The organism is Klebsiella pasteurii, from assembly GCF_018139045.1.
Taxonomy (GTDB): Bacteria; Pseudomonadota; Gammaproteobacteria; order Enterobacterales; family Enterobacteriaceae; genus Klebsiella; species Klebsiella grimontii.
The window spans coordinates 3382700-3399609 of record NZ_CP073236.1 but is presented as its reverse complement, the minus strand read 5'-3'; the positions used below and the strand labels follow the sequence as shown (position 1 = coordinate 3399609).

16 protein-coding genes are annotated in these 16910 nt (G+C 54.2%); 6 read left to right on the top strand and 10 right to left on the bottom strand.

What is annotated here, in order from left to right:
* Window positions 1-11: 11 nt before the first annotated feature.
* From dusB to acuI, 10 genes are all read right to left on the bottom strand, one after another.
* Window positions 12-977 (bottom strand): tRNA dihydrouridine synthase DusB, encoded by a 966-nt coding sequence (gene dusB / locus KCG39_RS15970; protein ID WP_024360647.1) that lies wholly within the window; start codon window positions 975-977, stop codon window positions 12-14.
* A 328-nt stretch (window positions 978-1305) separates the two neighbouring features.
* Complete coding sequence (locus tag KCG39_RS15965) at window positions 1306-2046, bottom strand: carbonic anhydrase (RefSeq protein ID WP_004125853.1); 741 nt, start codon at window positions 2044-2046, stop codon at window positions 1306-1308.
* Window positions 2047-2184: 138 nt separating this feature from the next.
* On the bottom strand, window positions 2185-3066 hold the full coding sequence (gene prmA / locus KCG39_RS15960) for a 50S ribosomal protein L11 methyltransferase (RefSeq protein WP_049114902.1): 882 nt from the start codon (window positions 3064-3066) through the stop codon (window positions 2185-2187).
* An 11-nt stretch (window positions 3067-3077) separates the two neighbouring features.
* A complete protein-coding gene (gene panF, locus KCG39_RS15955; RefSeq protein WP_004125850.1) occupies window positions 3078-4529 on the bottom strand; it encodes a sodium/pantothenate symporter in 1452 nt (483 codons plus the stop codon).
* A complete protein-coding gene (locus KCG39_RS15950; protein WP_004125848.1) occupies window positions 4519-4761 on the bottom strand; it encodes a YhdT family protein in 243 nt (80 codons plus the stop codon). The genes panF and KCG39_RS15950 overlap by 11 nt, the downstream gene beginning before the upstream one ends.
* Window positions 4762-4871: 110 nt before the next feature.
* Window positions 4872-6221, bottom strand: coding sequence for an acetyl-CoA carboxylase biotin carboxylase subunit (accC, locus tag KCG39_RS15945; protein WP_004125846.1), 1350 nt, complete (start codon window positions 6219-6221; stop codon window positions 4872-4874).
* 10 nt (window positions 6222-6231) lie between these two features.
* Window positions 6232-6705 (bottom strand): acetyl-CoA carboxylase biotin carboxyl carrier protein, encoded by a 474-nt coding sequence (accB, locus tag KCG39_RS15940; protein WP_004125844.1) that lies wholly within the window; start codon window positions 6703-6705, stop codon window positions 6232-6234.
* 393 nt (window positions 6706-7098) lie between these two features.
* Window positions 7099-7698, bottom strand: a complete 600-nt coding sequence (gene msrQ, locus KCG39_RS15935) for a protein-methionine-sulfoxide reductase heme-binding subunit MsrQ (RefSeq protein WP_004125842.1) — start codon at window positions 7696-7698, stop codon at window positions 7099-7101.
* The gene (msrP, locus tag KCG39_RS15930; RefSeq protein ID WP_004125841.1) at window positions 7698-8699 is read right to left on the bottom strand and encodes a protein-methionine-sulfoxide reductase catalytic subunit MsrP; all 1002 of its coding nucleotides are present in this window, start codon (window positions 8697-8699) and stop codon (window positions 7698-7700) included. Before msrP ends, msrQ begins: the two co-directional genes overlap by 1 nt.
* Before the next feature lie 77 nt (window positions 8700-8776).
* Entirely contained in the window at window positions 8777-9751 is a 975-nt protein-coding gene (gene acuI, locus KCG39_RS15925; RefSeq protein WP_004125839.1) for an acrylyl-CoA reductase (NADPH), read from the bottom strand.
* A gap of 219 nt (window positions 9752-9970) precedes the next feature.
* Between acuI and csrD the strand changes: the two genes are divergently transcribed.
* The 6 genes from csrD to rng all read left to right on the top strand — a co-directional run bounded on the left by csrD (window position 9971) and on the right by rng (window position 16866).
* Window positions 9971-11911, top strand: coding sequence for an RNase E specificity factor CsrD (gene csrD / locus KCG39_RS15920; RefSeq protein WP_004125832.1), 1941 nt, complete (start codon window positions 9971-9973; stop codon window positions 11909-11911).
* 305 nt (window positions 11912-12216) lie between these two features.
* Window positions 12217-13260, top strand: coding sequence for a rod shape-determining protein MreB (gene mreB / locus KCG39_RS15915; protein ID WP_002918653.1), 1044 nt, complete (start codon window positions 12217-12219; stop codon window positions 13258-13260).
* 70 nt (window positions 13261-13330) lie between these two features.
* On the top strand, window positions 13331-14317 hold the full coding sequence (gene mreC / locus KCG39_RS15910; protein ID WP_004125831.1) for a rod shape-determining protein MreC: 987 nt from the start codon (window positions 13331-13333) through the stop codon (window positions 14315-14317).
* Window positions 14317-14805 carry a rod shape-determining protein MreD gene (gene mreD, locus KCG39_RS15905; RefSeq protein WP_004125830.1) on the top strand — a complete coding sequence of 163 codons (489 nt, stop codon included), beginning with the start codon at window positions 14317-14319 and terminating at the stop codon, window positions 14803-14805. The genes mreC and mreD overlap by 1 nt, the downstream gene beginning before the upstream one ends.
* Before the next feature lie 7 nt (window positions 14806-14812).
* Complete coding sequence (locus KCG39_RS15900) at window positions 14813-15394, top strand: Maf family protein (RefSeq protein WP_004125828.1); 582 nt, start codon at window positions 14813-14815, stop codon at window positions 15392-15394.
* Between the two features lie 2 nt (window positions 15395-15396).
* Window positions 15397-16866, top strand: coding sequence for a ribonuclease G (gene rng, locus KCG39_RS15895; protein ID WP_004125826.1), 1470 nt, complete (start codon window positions 15397-15399; stop codon window positions 16864-16866).
* Window positions 16867-16910 lie beyond the last annotated feature (44 nt).

Genomic DNA, 16910 nt, shown 5'->3' with positions numbered 1-16910 from the left:
CTTTATTTCTATTACGCAAAATTTTCGAAGTATGCCTCCAACGCCTCCAGCTGTTCGCTGGAATCTTCTATGGCGTTGAATGTGCGCCGAAACTGGTCATCTGGAGCGTGTTCCTGCAGATACCAGGATACGTGTTTGCGTGCGATTCGGTACCCTTTTGCCTGGCCATAAAAGCCATGCAGTTCCCGAACGTGTGCACAAAGCAAGCGCTTAACCTCTGCCAACGGCAGCGGGGGCAGCAGCTCTCCAGTGTCCAGATAGTGCTGGATTTCCCGAAAGATCCAGGGTCTTCCCTGAGCGGCACGGCCTATCATAAGGGCATCTGCCCCCGTATAGTCGAGCACAGCTCTGGCTTTAAGCGGGTCAGTAATGTCGCCATTCGCGATAACCGGAATGGAAACTTTCTGCTTAACTGCCCGAATACTGTCGTACTCAGCATCTCCGTTAAACAAGCAGGCGCGCGTGCGTCCGTGAATAGTCAGAGCCTGAATGCCACATTCTTCAGCCAGTTGGGCAATTTCTACACAGTTACGGTGTTCCGGTTCCCAACCGGTGCGAATCTTGAGAGTTACGGGAACGTCCACTGCTTTGACGACCGCCGTCAGGATGGACTTCACCTGGTCGGGGTACTGCAAGAGGGCTGAACCTGCAAGCTTACGATTCACTTTTTTAGCCGGACACCCCATATTGATATCAATAATCTGGGCGCCGCTTTCCACGTTAATACGGGCGGCTGCAGCCATCTCTTCCGGTACGCTGCCGGCGATTTGCACGGTACGAATACCGGGCTCATCAACGTGCACCATCCGTAAGCGGGACTTGTCGCTCTCCCAAACCTGCGGGTTGGAGGACATCATCTCGGATACGGTCAACCCTGCTCCCATCTCGTAACACAACGTCCGGAATGGTCTGTCAGTAATGCCAGCCATAGGCGCTGCGATGAGTCGATTTCTGAGCTGGTAGTGTCCGATGCGCATGAGTTAAGAAATGACCATACTGTGACTGCAAGGCGGCGTATATTACGCATTTTTTGCACGAGATGAAAGGCCAAACTTTGAGCAATCCTCTGCGGTGGATCAAAGAATCGCCGTGAAGATTAGCGCCAATGAATAATTAGCTTTATAAATCATTGCATTAAAAATATGTGATGAATTTATCTACACATATAATTTTGTCTAACTTCTCATTTTTTCTTCCCGGAGCCGGGCGCGGGCAAGATAATCTGCTGAAGAAATCAGCAAATTACCTTAGCTTTATGTGAGTTAACTCTCATTTCAGAACATGATCGTGAAGCATCTCTGATGTTTACTCTATGACCACGCGACCGTTCAGCGGCTGTACCGGACGATTGTTATCGTGATGCATAGCGTGGCTGAATTTTGCCAGCTGCGCTGAAGAAAGGGTCAGGGGATGCTTAAGCACAATCCAGGTCACCCCTTCTGAACAAGGCGGAGTGGTCAGAGAGCCGCTAAAGCGCCAGTAGGTGTTATCTACGGGAAGCAGGGCGTTGAGATCCATTTGCGTGACAATTTTAGCCGTCTGCTCAGCCTGCTCGGGCATAGTGGCCCATAGCTTGTTCAGCTCGCTATTTTCCGCGCCCTGGTCGAACATCACCGCCACTACGGCAACGGCGCCTTTAGCGCTTTTATGAACCAGATGCATCTCCATCGCATAGTGCTTGCCGTGGACCGTGTTTTCGCTCGGGGCATGGAAATGGAACTGCTGGAGGATAAATGGCGTACCGTCAATCGTAATGGTATCCGCTGTCGTGGTCTTTAGCCCCGCCTGTATGGTGTGGCCATTATTAATAAGCGTGATTGGCCCATCGATGTAGTGTGTGTCCAGCGGTGAAAGGTGGGTTTTGAACGTGGCATCGATGTTGATAGGGGATTGGTTCATGCCGTTCTGGCAGATTTTGTACTCCTCATTGAGCGCCCCCCAGTGTTCCGGCGAACCTTCGCCTTCATAGCTCCAGTGGGAAGCGAAAACCGTAACGGGCATCATGCTTAACGCCAACAATGCCGCCTTGCCCAAAGATAATTTCATATAATTCGTCCGATGAATAGAATGATGATTTTATTGGTAACTACAATACGTTACCTCATCATCTTATTCTTATTGAGCGCAAGATTATGTACAGAAAACGCGAAAAGTTGTGGCCTGCGATGAGGCCACAAGGAGAGATTACTTTTTATAACCGGTAATCCGGCACCACTCCTCTTTCTCCACGACGGGATCGAGCTCAAAGAGCTCGGCGTAGGCTTCACAAACGCTTTCCGCCTGGCTGGCAAGGATACCGGAAAGCCCCAGCAGACCGCCTGTAACCGGCAGCACGCTGATAAGAGGGGCCAGCTCGCGTAATGGGCCAGCCAGAATGTTGGCGACCACCACATCGGCTGTCATCGCCTCTGGCTGATCCTTGGGCAGATAGAGTTCCAGGCGTTCAGAGACCCCGTTACGTTCGGCATTATCGCGGCTGGCCTGAATGGCCTGCGGATCGATATCAATACCGATAGCTTTCGCCGCGCCCAGCTTCAATGCCGCGATGGCCAGAATGCCGGAGCCGCAGCCAAAATCGATAATCGTTTTACCCGCGAGATCGAGTCCATCCAGCCACTGCAGGCACATCGCGGTAGTGGGGTGCGTTCCGGTACCAAACGCCAGGCCCGGGTCGAGCATCACGTTCACGGCGTTTTCATCCGGAACATCGCGCCAACTCGGGCAAATCCACAGCCGTTGACCAAAGCACATAGGGTGGAAGTTATCCATCCACTCGCGCTCCCAGTCTTTATCTTCCAGTTGTTCGATTTTATGCACGAAATCGGCGCCCAGCAGCGGATGCTGCTGCAGAATGGCGACCACCTCTTCCATATCGGTTTCGGCGTCAAACAGACCGATAACGTCCGTATCGCCCCACAGACGGGTTTCACCCGGTAGAGGCTCGAATACCGGCGTATCGTGAGTATCCTGGAAAGTAATGGAAACGGAACCCGCTTCCATCAGCGCATCACTCAGCTCTTCCGCGTTCGCGCCGGTAGTATTCAGTTTCAGTTGGATCCATGGCATAGCAAAACTCTTTATTTATCAGTAGTCAATACGGCGGCTTGCGGTGCGGAGGTACCGAACCGGTTTCCGACCAGGAAAGCCAATAAGCTTAACAGCAACGAGGGCACTATCGGATGGAAACCCAGGTACTGAAGATTAAAAGTGGCGAGTATGGCATAGAGTAAGCCGCCGACGATCATCGCGCTCAACGCCCCTTTCGCGTTCGCTCGTTCCCAGTACAGGCCCAGCACCAGCGGCCATAAGAACACAGCCTCCAGGCCGCCGAATGCCAGCAGGTTGAGCCAGATAATCATCTCAGGGGGACGCCAGGCTGCCAGCAGCAGTAAAGCGCCCAGCAGCAAGGTGATCGTTGCCGACATCCGCTTCAACCGGGCTTCATTTGTTATCTGCTCGGGGCGCAGATTCAGATAGAGATCTTTAATGATCGTAGCGGAACTTTGCAGCAGTTGGGCGTTGATCGTCGACATAATGGCGGCCATCGGCGCAGCGAGGAAGATCCCTGCGGCAAAGGGCGGCAATACTTTCACCATGAGCGTCGGGATAACCAGATCCGGCACCGTCAGATTCGGGATCACCGCCCGGCCTAACGCACCCGCAAGATGCATCCCAAACATCAGGATCGCCACCACGACGGTGCCAATGATAATTCCCCGGTGCACCGCTTTGCTATCTTTATAGGAGATGCAGCGAACGGCGGTGTGCGGGAGGCCAATCACCCCGAAGCAGACCAGCACCCAGAAGGAGGTCATAAAGGTGGGGGAAAGAATGTCATCAGCCCCCTGCGGTGAAACCAGTTTAGGATCGATGGTTTGCAGGGTTTCTACCGCATTATGTAGCCCGCCAGCCGCATGAACGACGCCAACCAGCAGGACAATAGTGCCGACCAGCATCACCATTCCCTGGAGCGTGTCGTTGAGGACGCTGGCACGAAAACCGCCGAACGCGGTATAGAGCGCGATACTAACGCCAAAAATCAGCAGACCGGTTTCGTAGGGAATACCCGCCGCGGTTTCCAGCAATCGCGCTCCGCCGATGAACTGCACCGTCATTGCCCCGACAAACGCCACCAGAAGGCTCAGGCTCGCGAGCCAGACCAGCAGGCGGCTTTGGTAGCGGGCAAAGAGCATATCGTTAAGGGTTACTGCATTATAGCGGCGCGCCAGAATGGCGAATTTCTTACCCAAAATCCCCAGAGAAAGCCAAATCGCCGGAAGTTGGATCATTGCCAGTAGCACCCAGCCGAGGCCATATTTATAGGCTGCGCCGGGGCCGCCTATAAACGAACTTGCGCTGATATAGGTAGCGGTAAGCGTCATGGCTAATACAATGCCGCCCATCGAGCGGCTGCCGAGGAAATATTCGTTCAGGAAGGAACCCGTTGTGCGCTTACGCATTGCATAGATGGAGAGAGCAAACACCACCAGCAGGTAGGCGATAAGCGGCAGTATGACTTCAAGCTGCATCGTCATCCTCCAGAGGAATATCGCGATAGATAACTTTTACCATCGCCCAGCACAGCAGAATAAACACCAGCGGTACCAGCAGGCAGGCCATTTCGAACCAGTGCGGCAGGCCGGTTAGGCCAATACCGACGCCTGGCAGATAGGCGGCAGCCAGCCAGGCCGCAAGGTAGAGAAGGGTTAGCCACAGCGCCCAGCGCGCCTCTTTATGGGCCTGAACAAAGCGTTTGTCCATTTTTTGTCCCCTGAGGATGAAGAAAGCGGGGATTGTACCGCATGGAAAAGAGGAGAGGAGAGAAAAAGAAAAAAGGCCGGATTATCCGGCCTTTTGCAGCGATGGGAGAACTACTTCTCCTGCAATCCGAGTTTTTTCTCCAGATAGTGGATATTGGTGCCACCATTCTGGAAATGCTCGTCGTTCATGATGCGGATCTGCAGATCAACGTTGGTTTTGATGCCGTCGATAATCAGCTCCTGCAGCGCATTTTTCATGCGGGCAATCGCGACATCACGGTTTTCGCCATAGCAGATCAGCTTACCGATCATTGAGTCATAGTACGGAGGCACGGTGTAGCCAGCGTAGATATGAGACTCCCAGCGCACGCCAAAACCGCCCGGCGCGTGGAAGCGGGTAATTTTACCCGGGCTCGGCAGGAAGGTATTCGGGTCTTCGGCGTTGATACGGCATTCCACCGCATGGCCTTTAACCACAACTTCTTCCTGCTTGATGGACAGCGGCTGCCCTGCTGCGATACGCAGCTGTTCTTTAATCAGGTCGACGCCGGTGATCATTTCGGTTACCGGATGTTCAACCTGAATACGGGTGTTCATTTCGATGAAATAGAACTCGCCGTTTTCGAACAGAAACTCAAAAGTACCCGCGCCGCGATATCCGATATCGACGCACGCTTTGGAGCAACGTTCGCCGATATAGCGACGCAGTTCCGGCGTAATGCCCGGCGCTGGCGCCTCTTCGACAACTTTCTGGTGACGACGCTGCATGGAGCAGTCACGCTCAGCCAGATAGATAGCGTTACCCTGGCCGTCAGCCAGTACCTGGATCTCGATATGACGAGGATTCTCCAGGTATTTCTCCATATACACCATGTCGTTGTTGAAAGCGGCTTTCGCTTCCGCTTTGGTCATGGAGATGGATTGAGCCAGCTCAGCATCGCTGCGCACGACGCGCATACCGCGACCGCCGCCGCCGCCGGAGGCTTTGATAATCACCGGGTAGCCAATACGTTTTGCATGAGCGCGGTTAACGTCCATATCTTCGCCCAGCGGACCATCAGAACCCGGTACGGTCGGAACGCCCGCTTTCTTCATCGCGGTGATAGCCGACACTTTGTCGCCCATCAGGCGGATGGTGTCAGCTTTCGGACCGATAAAGATAAAGCCGGAACGCTCAACCTGCTCAGCGAAGTTTGCGTTTTCGGACAAAAATCCGTAACCCGGGTGAATTGCCACCGCGCCGGTGATTTCAGCAGCGCTGATAATCGCCGGGATATTAAGGTAGCTTTTTACGGACGGTGCCGGCCCGATACAGACCGTCTCATCCGCTAACAATACGTGTTTTAAATCGCGATCCGCCGTTGAGTGCACAGCAACGGTCTTGATGCCCAGTTCTTTACAGGCACGCAGGATACGCAATGCAATCTCGCCGCGGTTGGCGATAACAATTTTATCCAGCATGTTCGCCTCGTTATTCGATGACGACCAGTGGCTCGTCAAATTCTACCGGTTGACCACTTTCGACCAGAATGGCTTTCACCACGCCAGATTTATCGGCTTCGATCTGGTTCATCATTTTCATGGCTTCAACGATGCACAGGGTATCGCCCGCGTTAACTTTCTGACCGATTTCGATGAAGGCTTTCGCGTCCGGGCTCGGGGTGCGGTAGAAAGTACCAACCATTGGGGAACGTACGATGTGGCCACTGATTTCCGCTGCCGCAGGGGCTTCCATTGCTGGCGTTGCCGCAGAGGCGACTGCGTTAGACAGAGCTGGCTGTTGCTGCATCATCGGTGCGGCATAAGCCTGTTGCATCACCGGGAAACCTGCGTTTGGCGCGGCACGGCTGATGCGTACAGACTCTTCGCCTTCAGAAATTTCCAGTTCGGAGATGCCTGATTCTTCAACCAGCTCGATCAGTTTTTTAATCTTACGAATATCCATGAGTGGGTTCCGTACTCTTTGTTTAGTGTGATTGTGACAGGCGTGTTAGCACCGTCTGTAAAGCATATGAATTACTGCTGTTGCACGACGCCGCGCTTCTTCAGAAGCCGACAGGTTAAGCCTCCGATGCCCGAAAGCAAAAAGCGAAACTTATCGGCCAATATGCGGCTATCTTCTGCCATTCTCGGGTAAAAAACAAAATATACCTTCGATGCGCGATTGTCACCTTTTCGGGACTCAAAAAGCCCGTCAGGAAAACCAAAGTCGCACATTATAACGATTTCGTAGCAATTGGCAGCTAAATACTGGTCTTATCAGGGAAGATTATCAACCGCTATCGTGAAAAGAGTGGCGGTTGATAAAAGAACTGCGGGAAACTGCACATATCCGGAATTAGCGCCACCACTGGCGGAACTTCTTGTATCGCCATGCTAAAAGTAGGACCGCCAACAGCGCATAAATTACCGGTTGCGGGGATAAAATCTTCACCGACCACAGGTAGTGGATGGGGGCGAGGATCGCGACAACATAGACGAAGTTATGCAATGTTTGCCAGCGACGACCCCATTTTCGCTGCATCGCTTGCGTTGACGTCGCCGCCAGCGCCAGCAGAATCAGCCAACTGATTAACCCCAGCGTCAGATAGGGTCGGGTGAGCACTTCTGTACCCAATAGCGCCAGATTGTTAATCCCAAGTTCGAGCAGCGTATAGCTGGTCAAATGCAGCGTTGCCCAGGCAAAGCACCATAAACCGAGTAAGCGCCGGGTGCGTATCAATAATGGCTGTTTAGCGTAGCGCGCCAGCGGCGAAACAAGCAAGGTAGCCAGCAGGAATTTAAGAGCCATCCTACCGGTAAAGTGCTGGATATCCTTTGCCGGATCGGCGCTGAAATACCCCTGATGCCCAGCCCAGAACAGCCAGACAAAAGGCAAAAAGCCGGCAAGATGGAGAAGCGCTTTCAGCCAGGTTATCTGTTTTACAGTCAGGCGCACTAGTAATTCTCCCGCAGGTTCAGGCCCCGGTATAGCGAGGCCACTTCCTCGGCATAACCGTTGAATAGCAACGTTGGCTGGCGCTTGACGTCGAGTACGCCGCCTGCACCGATAAAACGCTCGGTTGCCTGCGACCAGCGGGGATGATCGACATGCGGGTTGACGTTGGCGTAGAAACCATACTCTTCAGGCCCGGCGAGGTTCCAGGTGGTGGGAGGACGTTCACGGGTCAGTTCAATACTGACGATCGACTTTATCCCTTTGAAACCGTACTTCCAGGGAACGGTGAGTCGAACCGGCGCGCCGTTTTGCGGAGGCAGCGCTTTACCATACACGCCGACGCTGAGCAGCGTCAGAGGATGCATGGCTTCATCGAGCCGCAGCCCTTCGACATAGGGATACGCCAGCCCGCCGCCGATAAAACGATCCTTCTGGCCCGGCATCTGCTCAGGCGCATAAAGCGTTTTAAACGCGACATAGCGTGCATTGCTGGTGGGTTCGACCAGCGACAGCAGTTTATGTAGCGGGAAGCCGACCCACGGAATCACCATCGACCAGGCTTCGACGCAGCGCATGCGGTAAATTCTCTCCTCCAGCGGGAAGCGGCTGGTCAGGTCGTCATGATCGAGCGTGAGGGGTTTTGCCACTTCACCGCCGATCGTTAGCGTCCAGGGGTCGGTGCGCAGGCTTCCGGCATTTGCCGCCGGATCGGCTTTGTCCAGGCCGAACTCATAAAAATTGTTGTAGCCTGATACCTTATCTTCCGGCGTTAACGTGAGATTGTTTTGCCATTGCGCCGGTTTATCGAACGTCAGCGCTTTACCCGCCGGCGCTGGCGGGCGGTCGTTGCCTTTAAACCAGTCCAGCAGGTCAGCTTGCGCGGAGGGCGAGAGGGAAAGGGCGGTCGCGCTAATTCCCAGCATTTTCAGGATCTGGCGACGTTGCAGCATAAAAACGGATTCTGCCGTCACGTCGGCTTCCGTCAGTTTTTTGGGTTTCATGGCATCCTCCGTCATGCGTTTTTCTTAGCATGGCGGAGGCGCAGCGTTATTGCGAATATGTCACGAAAAATTGCAGATTAGGCGATTTTGACCAGCGTGCGGCCCTGAATTTTATTGCTCATGATCTTATCGGCAAACGCAGGGGCCTCCGCGAGGGCGATTTCCGTTGCGCTTTGCGCGTAGAAAGATTCCGGGAGATCGCGAACCAGCCGCTGCCAGGCCTCGGCCCGGCGCGCGGGAGGGGTCATTACCGAGTCAACGCCCTGCAGGCGCACGTTACGCAGAATAAAGGGCATCACGGTAGTGGGCAGAGCAAAGCCACCTGCCAGACCGCAGGCGGCGACGCAGCCGCCGTAGTTCATCTGCGCCAGCACTTTTGCCAGTACTTTATCGCCAACGGTGTCAACGGCACCTGCCCACAGCTGTTTTTCCAGCGGCCGGGTTTCGGCGAACTCATCGCGGCTAAGAATGCGCTGCGCGCCGAGGTTTTTAAGGTATTCATGCGTGCTTTCGCGCCCGGAAACTGCCGCCACCGTGTACCCGAGATGATGCAGCAAAGCGACCGCGGTGCTGCCGACGCCGCCGCTGGCCCCGGTGACCACCACTTCGCCGTCTTCAGGTCGGATCCCGGCGTCTTCCAGCGCCATCACGCACAGCATCGCGGTGAAACCCGCAGTACCAATGACCATGGCTTTACGTCCATCCAGGCCTTGCGGCATCGCCACCAGCCAGTCGCCTTTAACGCGAGCGCGCTCCGCCAGGCCGCCCCAGTGGTTTTCACCCACGCCCCATCCTGTCAGCAGCACCTGCTGGCCGGCGTGGAAGCGAGGATCTTCGCTGCTATGGACAAAACCGGCAAAATCGATGCCAGGAATCATCGGAAAGTTGCGGATAATTTTTCCTTTACCGGTGATAGCCAGCGCATCTTTATAGTTCAGGCTGGACCATTGGATATCCACTGTCACATCGCCCTGTGGCAGCTGGCTGGCGTCAATGGTTTGCACCGAAGAGAGAGTTTTGCCATCCTGCTGTTCTAAGATTAAAGCCTGCATACGCCGGTCCTCATAGGTTGGATGATTGGAAAATTTTTTCTGCAGACTATACTCGCTAACGGCATTATTACACCGACGTAACGCAATAAATTGCCAGATGCGCCAGCTTTGATAGTATGCGTCGCTCTTTAGAAAGTTAGTGCTTACTTTAGCTTAGGCGCCAGCACAGGAGCCCGGATGTTTATCGGGTAGTCATTCACACGCGGAGTTAACACAGGGATGCGATTAACGACGAAATTCTCAGCTTTTGTCACGTTGCTCACCGGTCTGACGATCTTTGTCACGCTGATTGGCGCGTCGTTGAGTTTTTATAACGGCATTCAGCTAAAAATGACTAACCGCGTTCAGGCGGTGGCGACGATGCTGGATAACCGTCTGGTCTCTATGTCCTTTGACCAGATTGAACCGCAGATGGATGAGCTGATGACGCCGGTCGAAGCGGTGCGCGTTGATTTTCAGCTCAATGGCAAGCCGGTCTATAGCCATTCTCGTACCGATAATTATCGCCCTTTAGGCAGCAGCAATCAGTTTCGCGACATCACGGTCCCGTCGCTCAAGCACCCAGGTATGGCTATCCATCTGGTGTACCTGGATCCCATGGCCGATTACTTCCGTTCACTGCACGTCACCGCGCCGCTTTCCATCGCCATTGGTTTTATGGTGCTGATTATCTTTTTCTCCGTGCGCTGGATCCGTCGCCAGCTGGCGGGCCAGGAACTTCTGGAGCTTCGCACTGCGCGTATTCTTAATGGCGAACGTGGACCGCAGGTGCGAGGGTCGGTGCACGAGTGGCCAGCAAACACCAGTAGCGCACTGGATATGCTGCTATCCGAACTTCAGTTCGCCAGCGATCAGCGAAGCCGCATGGATACCCTGATTCGTTCCTATGTCGCACAGGATTCAAAAACCGGTCTGAGTAACCGATTATTTTTTGATAATCAGCTGTCGACGCTGCTTGAAGATCAGGAGAAGGTGGGGTCATACGGCATCGTTATGATGATCCGCCTGCCGGATTTCGACCTGCTGCGTGATAACTGGGGGCGCGCGGCGACCGAAGAGCATTACTTTACGCTGATCAACATGCTTTCCACTTTCATTATGCGCTACCCTGGCGCTTTGCTGGCTCGCTACCATCGCAGCGATTTTGCCGTCCTGCTTCCGCATCGCACGTTAAAAGAGGCGGACAGCATTGCCGGCTTGCTATTGAAAGCCATGGACGCCCTGCCGCCGACGCGCATTCTCGATCGTGACGATATGATGCATATCGGGATCTGCGCTTTCCGTAGCGGGCAAACGGCGGCTCAGGTGATGGAACATGCGGAAGCGGCTACGCGCAATGCGGTGCTGCAGGGCAGCAATAGCTGGGCTGTTTATGATGACTCTCTGCCGGAGAAAGGGCGTGGCAACGTGCGCTGGCGTACGCTTATCGAGCAGATGCTCAGCCGCGGCGGGCCGCGACTTTACCAGAAACCTGCGGTGACTCGTGATGGTCGCGTACATCATCGCGAACTTATGTGCCGTCTTTATGATGGTAAGGAAGAGGTAATCGCGGCGGAATATATGCCGATGGTGCTGCAGTTTGGCCTGGCGGAAGAGTATGACCGCCTGCAAATTACTCGACTGCTGCCGTTTTTAGGCTTCTGGCCGGAAGAAAACCTCGCGCTTCAGGTGACGGTTGAGTCCTTAATCCGCCCTCGATTCCAGCGCTGGCTGCGCGATACTTTGATGCAATGCGAAAAATCACACCGTCGACGTATTATTTTTGAACTTGCAGAGGCGGATGTTTGTCAATATATCGGCCGCCTGCAGCCGGTTATGCGGTTGGTTAACGCTTTAGGTATTCGGATTGCCGTGGTTCAGGCTGGTCTGACGCTGGTTGGAACCAGCTGGATCAAGCAGCTCGACGTTGAAGTGATTAAGCTGCATTCGGGGTTATCGCGCAATATAGAAAAACGCAGTGAAAATCAGCTGCTGGTCCAGAGCCTGGTTGAGGCCTGTAAAGGAATGCCGGTTCAGGTTTTCGCTACCGGCGTGCTCAGCCGAAGCGAGTGGCAGGTGCTGTCTCAATGCGGTGTTACCGGTGGACAGGGGGAATTTTTTGCCGCCTCACAGCCACTTGACACAAATGTGAAAAAATATTCGCAAAGATACTCTGTTTGATCTGCCGTTTAGCGTGATTTCACGTAGAATAATGCGCGCCATAGTGATGGGGGTGTGCTTGTCTACCTGCCGGATTGTCGCAATGTAAATGCCAGTGAATGACCTTTGACAGGTTGCAGATTCAAGCGCGGAGCGCTGCTGAAGATTTCTGCGTCGGACGGACTCAGTCAAATTTGTAACAAAGGTAACGAACTGCACTAATTTTCACCGCAGCAGATGATTTTTGCGCCTTGTCGCTGCTGCGCGTGGTTGGTAAAGTAAGCGGATTTTGTTTTCCGCCCCAGCTTTCAGGATTATCCCTTAGTATGTTAAAAAAATTTCGTGGCATGTTTTCCAATGACCTGTCCATTGACCTGGGTACCGCGAATACCCTGATTTATGTAAAAGGACAAGGCATCGTATTGAATGAGCCTTCCGTTGTGGCCATTCGTCAGGATCGTGCCGGATCGCCGAAAAGCGTCGCCGCTGTGGGTCATGAAGCGAAGCAGATGCTTGGGCGTACACCGGGCAACATTGCAGCTATTCGCCCAATGAAAGACGGCGTTATCGCCGACTTCTTCGTTACCGAAAAAATGCTCCAGCACTTTATTAAACAGGTGCACAGCAATAGCTTTATGCGTCCGAGCCCGCGCGTGCTGGTCTGCGTACCGGTCGGCGCGACCCAGGTTGAACGTCGCGCGATTCGCGAATCCGCACAGGGCGCTGGCGCCCGTGAAGTCTTCCTGATTGAAGAGCCGATGGCGGCTGCGATCGGCGCAGGTCTGCCGGTCTCCGAAGCAACGGGTTCGATGGTTGTGGATATCGGCGGCGGTACCACTGAAGTGGCGGTCATCTCGCTGAACGGTGTGGTTTACTCCTCCTCCGTACGTATCGGCGGCGACCGTTTTGACGAAGCCGTCATTAATTATGTCCGTCGTAACTATGGCTCCCTAATCGGCGAAGCGACCGCAGAACGTATTAAACACGAGATCGGTTCCGCTTATCCGGGTGATGAAGTTCGCGAAATCGAAGTTCGCGGGCGTAACCTTGCTGAAGGCGTGCCGCGCGGCTTTACGCTGAACTCTAACGAAATCCTCGAAGCGCTGCAGGAGCCGTTGACCGGCATCGTCAGCGCGGTGATGGTCGCGCTGGAGCAGTGCCCGCCGGAACTGGCTTCCGATATCTCCGAACGCGGAATGGTTCTGACTGGCGGTGGCGCACTGTTGCGCAACCTTGACCGTCTGTTAATGGAAGAGACAGGAATACCTGTCGTAGTTGCAGAAGATCCACTGACCTGCGTCGCTCGTGGCGGCGGTAAGGCACTGGAAATGATCGATATGCACGGCGGCGACTTGTTCAGCGAAGAGTAGTCAGCCTGAGATCCGGGTAGCTGGCTTACGGCTACCCCGATCTTAACTGACACGAGAATACGCATAGCCTATGAAGCCAATTTTTAGCCGTGGCCCGTCGCTACAGATTCGCCTTATTCTGGCGGTTTTGGTGGCGCTTGGCGTGATAATCGCCGACAGCCGCCTGGGTACGTTCAGCCAAATTCGAACGTACATGGATACAGCCGTCAGCCCTTTCTACTTTGTCTCAAATGGTCCAAGGGAATTGCTGGATAGCGTTTCGCAAACGCTGGCCACCCGCGACCAGCTCGAACTGGAAAACCGCGCGCTGCGCCAGGAACTGTTGTTGAAGAACAGCGACCTACTGATGCTGGGCCAGTACAAGCAGGAGAACGCGCGTCTGCGTGAACTGCTGGGCTCTCCGCTGCGTCAGGACGAGCAAAAAATGGTGACTCAGGTCATCTCAACGGTTAATGACCCCTATAGCGATCAGGTCGTTATCGATAAAGGCAGCGTTAACGGCGTTTATGAAGGCCAGCCGGTGATCAGCGATAAAGGCGTTGTTGGTCAGGTGGTCGCGGTGGCGAAACTGACCAGCCGCGTGCTGCTGATTTGCGATGCCACGCATGCGTTACCGATTCAGGTACTGCGTAACGATATTCGCGTGATTGCCGCAGGCAATGGCTGTACCGATGATTTGCAGCTGGAACATCTGCCGGCCAATACCGATATTCGCGTTGGCGATGTTCTGGTGACTTCGGGCCTCGGTGGCCGCTTCCCTGAAGGGTATCCGGTGGGGGTGGTTTCGTCCGTTAAGCTGGATACGCAGCGTGCGTATACGGTGATTCAGGCGCGTCCGACAGCCGGTCTGCAGCGCCTGCGTTACCTGCTGCTGCTATGGGGAGCCGATCGCAACGGCGCGAATCCGATGACGCCGGAAGAGGTTCATCGCGTAGCGAATGAACGCCTGATGCAGATGATGCCGCAGGTTCTGCCTGCTCCGGATGCTATGGGGCCGCAGATGCCGGCTCCGGCAACCGGTATGCCACAGCAGTCTCAGCCAGCGGGGGGACAATAGTGGCAAGTTATCGTAGCCAGGGACGCTGGGTTATCTGGCTCTCGTTTCTTATCGCACTATTGCTGCAAATAATGCCCTGGCCGGCGGACATTAGCGTTTACCGGCCAAACTGGGTATTGCTTATCCTGTTGTACTGGATCCTCGCGCTACCCCACAGGGTTAACGTCGGTACAGGCTTTGTGATGGGGGCGATCCTCGATCTCATCAGCGGCTCGACGCTTGGCGTTCGCGCACTATCATTAAGTATTGTGGCTTATCTGGTCGCGCTGAAATATCAGCTGTTCCGCAATCTGGCGCTCTGGCAACAGGCGTTGGTAGTAGTCATGTTATCCCTCTCCGTGGATATCATTGTTTTCTGGGCAGAGTTTTTAGTGATCAACGTCTCTTTCCGTCCGGAAGTGTTCTGGAGTAGTGTAGTAAACGGTGTGCTCTGGCCATGGATTTTCCTGCTGATGCGTAAAGTGCGCCAGCAGTTTGCGGTGCAATAAGGTTGATATGACGACTCTGTATCTTGCTTCAGGTTCTCCGCGTCGGCAGGAACTGCTGACTCAGCTTGGCTTCGCTTTTGAGCGCGTGGTTCCCGGTATTGAGGAACTGCGCCGCCCACAGGAGAGCGCACAGCAGTATGTGGTCCGTCTGGCGCGCGAAAAGGCGCAGGCTGGCGTCGTGCTGGCGCCGCGCGATCTGCCCGTTTTGGGCGCGGATACCATTGTCATCCTTAACGGTGAAGTGCTGGAAAAACCGCGCGATGCCGGGCACGCCGCCGAGATGCTGCGCATGCTTTCCGGGAAAACCCATCAGGTGATGACCGCCGTGGCGCTGGCCGATAAGCAGCAGATGCTGGATTGCCTGGTGGTCACGGAGGTCACTTTCCGCGTGCTCTCAGTACAGGATATCGCCGATTATGTCGCCAGCGGCGAACCGTTAGATAAAGCAGGTGCATACGGTATTCAGGGGTTGGGTGGCTGTTTCGTCAGGAAGATAAATGGCAGCTATCACGCCGTCGTTGGCTTACCGCTGGTGGAAACGTATGAGTTGCTAAGTAACTTTAACTCACTGCGTGAAGAAAAGGGATAAAGATGACTGCTGAATTATTAGTTAACGTAACGCCATCAGAAACGCGCGTCGCTTACATTGATGGCGGTATTCTCCAGGAAATTCATATTGAGCGTGAAGCGCGACGCGGAATAGTAGGCAATATCTACAAGGGTCGTGTCAGTCGGGTGCTGCCGGGAATGCAGGCGGCTTTTGTAGATATTGGCCTGGATAAGGCCGCGTTTCTGCACGCTTCTGATATTATGCCGCATACCGAGTGCGTGGCGGGCGAAGAGCAAAAGCAGTTCGCCGTCCGCGATATCTCCGAGCTGGTGCGTCAGGGACAAGATTTAATGGTGCAGGTGGTGAAAGATCCTCTCGGCACCAAAGGTGCCCGCCTGACCACCGATATCACCATTCCTTCTCGCTATCTGGTCTTTATGCCCGGGGCTTCGCATGTCGGCGTCTCTCAGCGTATTGAAAGCGAAGCGGAACGCGAACGCCTGAAAAAAGTGGTGTCTGAATACTGCGATGAACAGGGCGGATTCATTATCCGTACCGCGGCGGAAGGCGTTCATGAGCAGGAGATGGCCGCAGATGCCGCCTATTTAAAGCGCGTCTGGACAAAAGTGATGGAGCGCAAAAAGCGCCAGCAGACGCGTTATCAAATGTACGGTGAACTGGCGCTGGCGCAGCGCGTGCTGCGTGATTTCGCCGATGCGCATCTTGACCGTATTCGCGTTGACTCCCGTCTGACCTACGAATCGCTGCTGGAGTTTACCGCCGAATATATTCCGGAGATGACCAGCAAGCTGGAGCATTACAGCGGCCGCCAGCCGATTTTCGATCTTTTCGACGTGGAAAACGAAATTCAGCGCGCGCTGGAACGTAAAGTTGAGCTGAAATCAGGCGGTTATCTAATCATTGATCAAACGGAAGCGATGACCACCGTTGATATCAACACCGGCGCATTCGTCGGTCACCGTAATCTTGACGATACTATCTTTAATACCAATATTGAGGCGACCCAGGCGATTGCTCGTCAGCTACGGCTGCGCAATCTTGGTGGGATTATCATCATTGATTTCATTGATATGAACAATGAAGATCACCGTCGCCGGGTGCTGCACTCTCTTGAGCAGGCGCTGAGCAAAGACCGGGTTAAAACCAGCATTAATGGCTTCTCCCAGCTTGGACTAGTAGAGATGACCCGCAAGCGCACTCGTGAAAGCGTGGAGCATGTGCTATGTAATGAGTGTCCTACCTGCCACGGGCGCGGTACGGTGAAAACGGTGGAAACGGTGTGCTATGAAATCATGCGCGAAATCGTGCGCGTGCACCACGCCTACGATTCCGACCGGTTCCTGGTCTATGCTTCTCCTGCGGTAGCGGAAACGCTGAAAGGGGAAGAGTCGCACGCGCTGGCAGAAGTCGAGATCTTTGTCGGTAAGCAGGTCAAAGTACAAATTGAACCGCTCTATAATCAAGAGCAGTTTGATGTCGTAATGATGTAATCATCCGTTTGCTTGCTGATGTCGGGATAAAGAGGCGGGCGAAA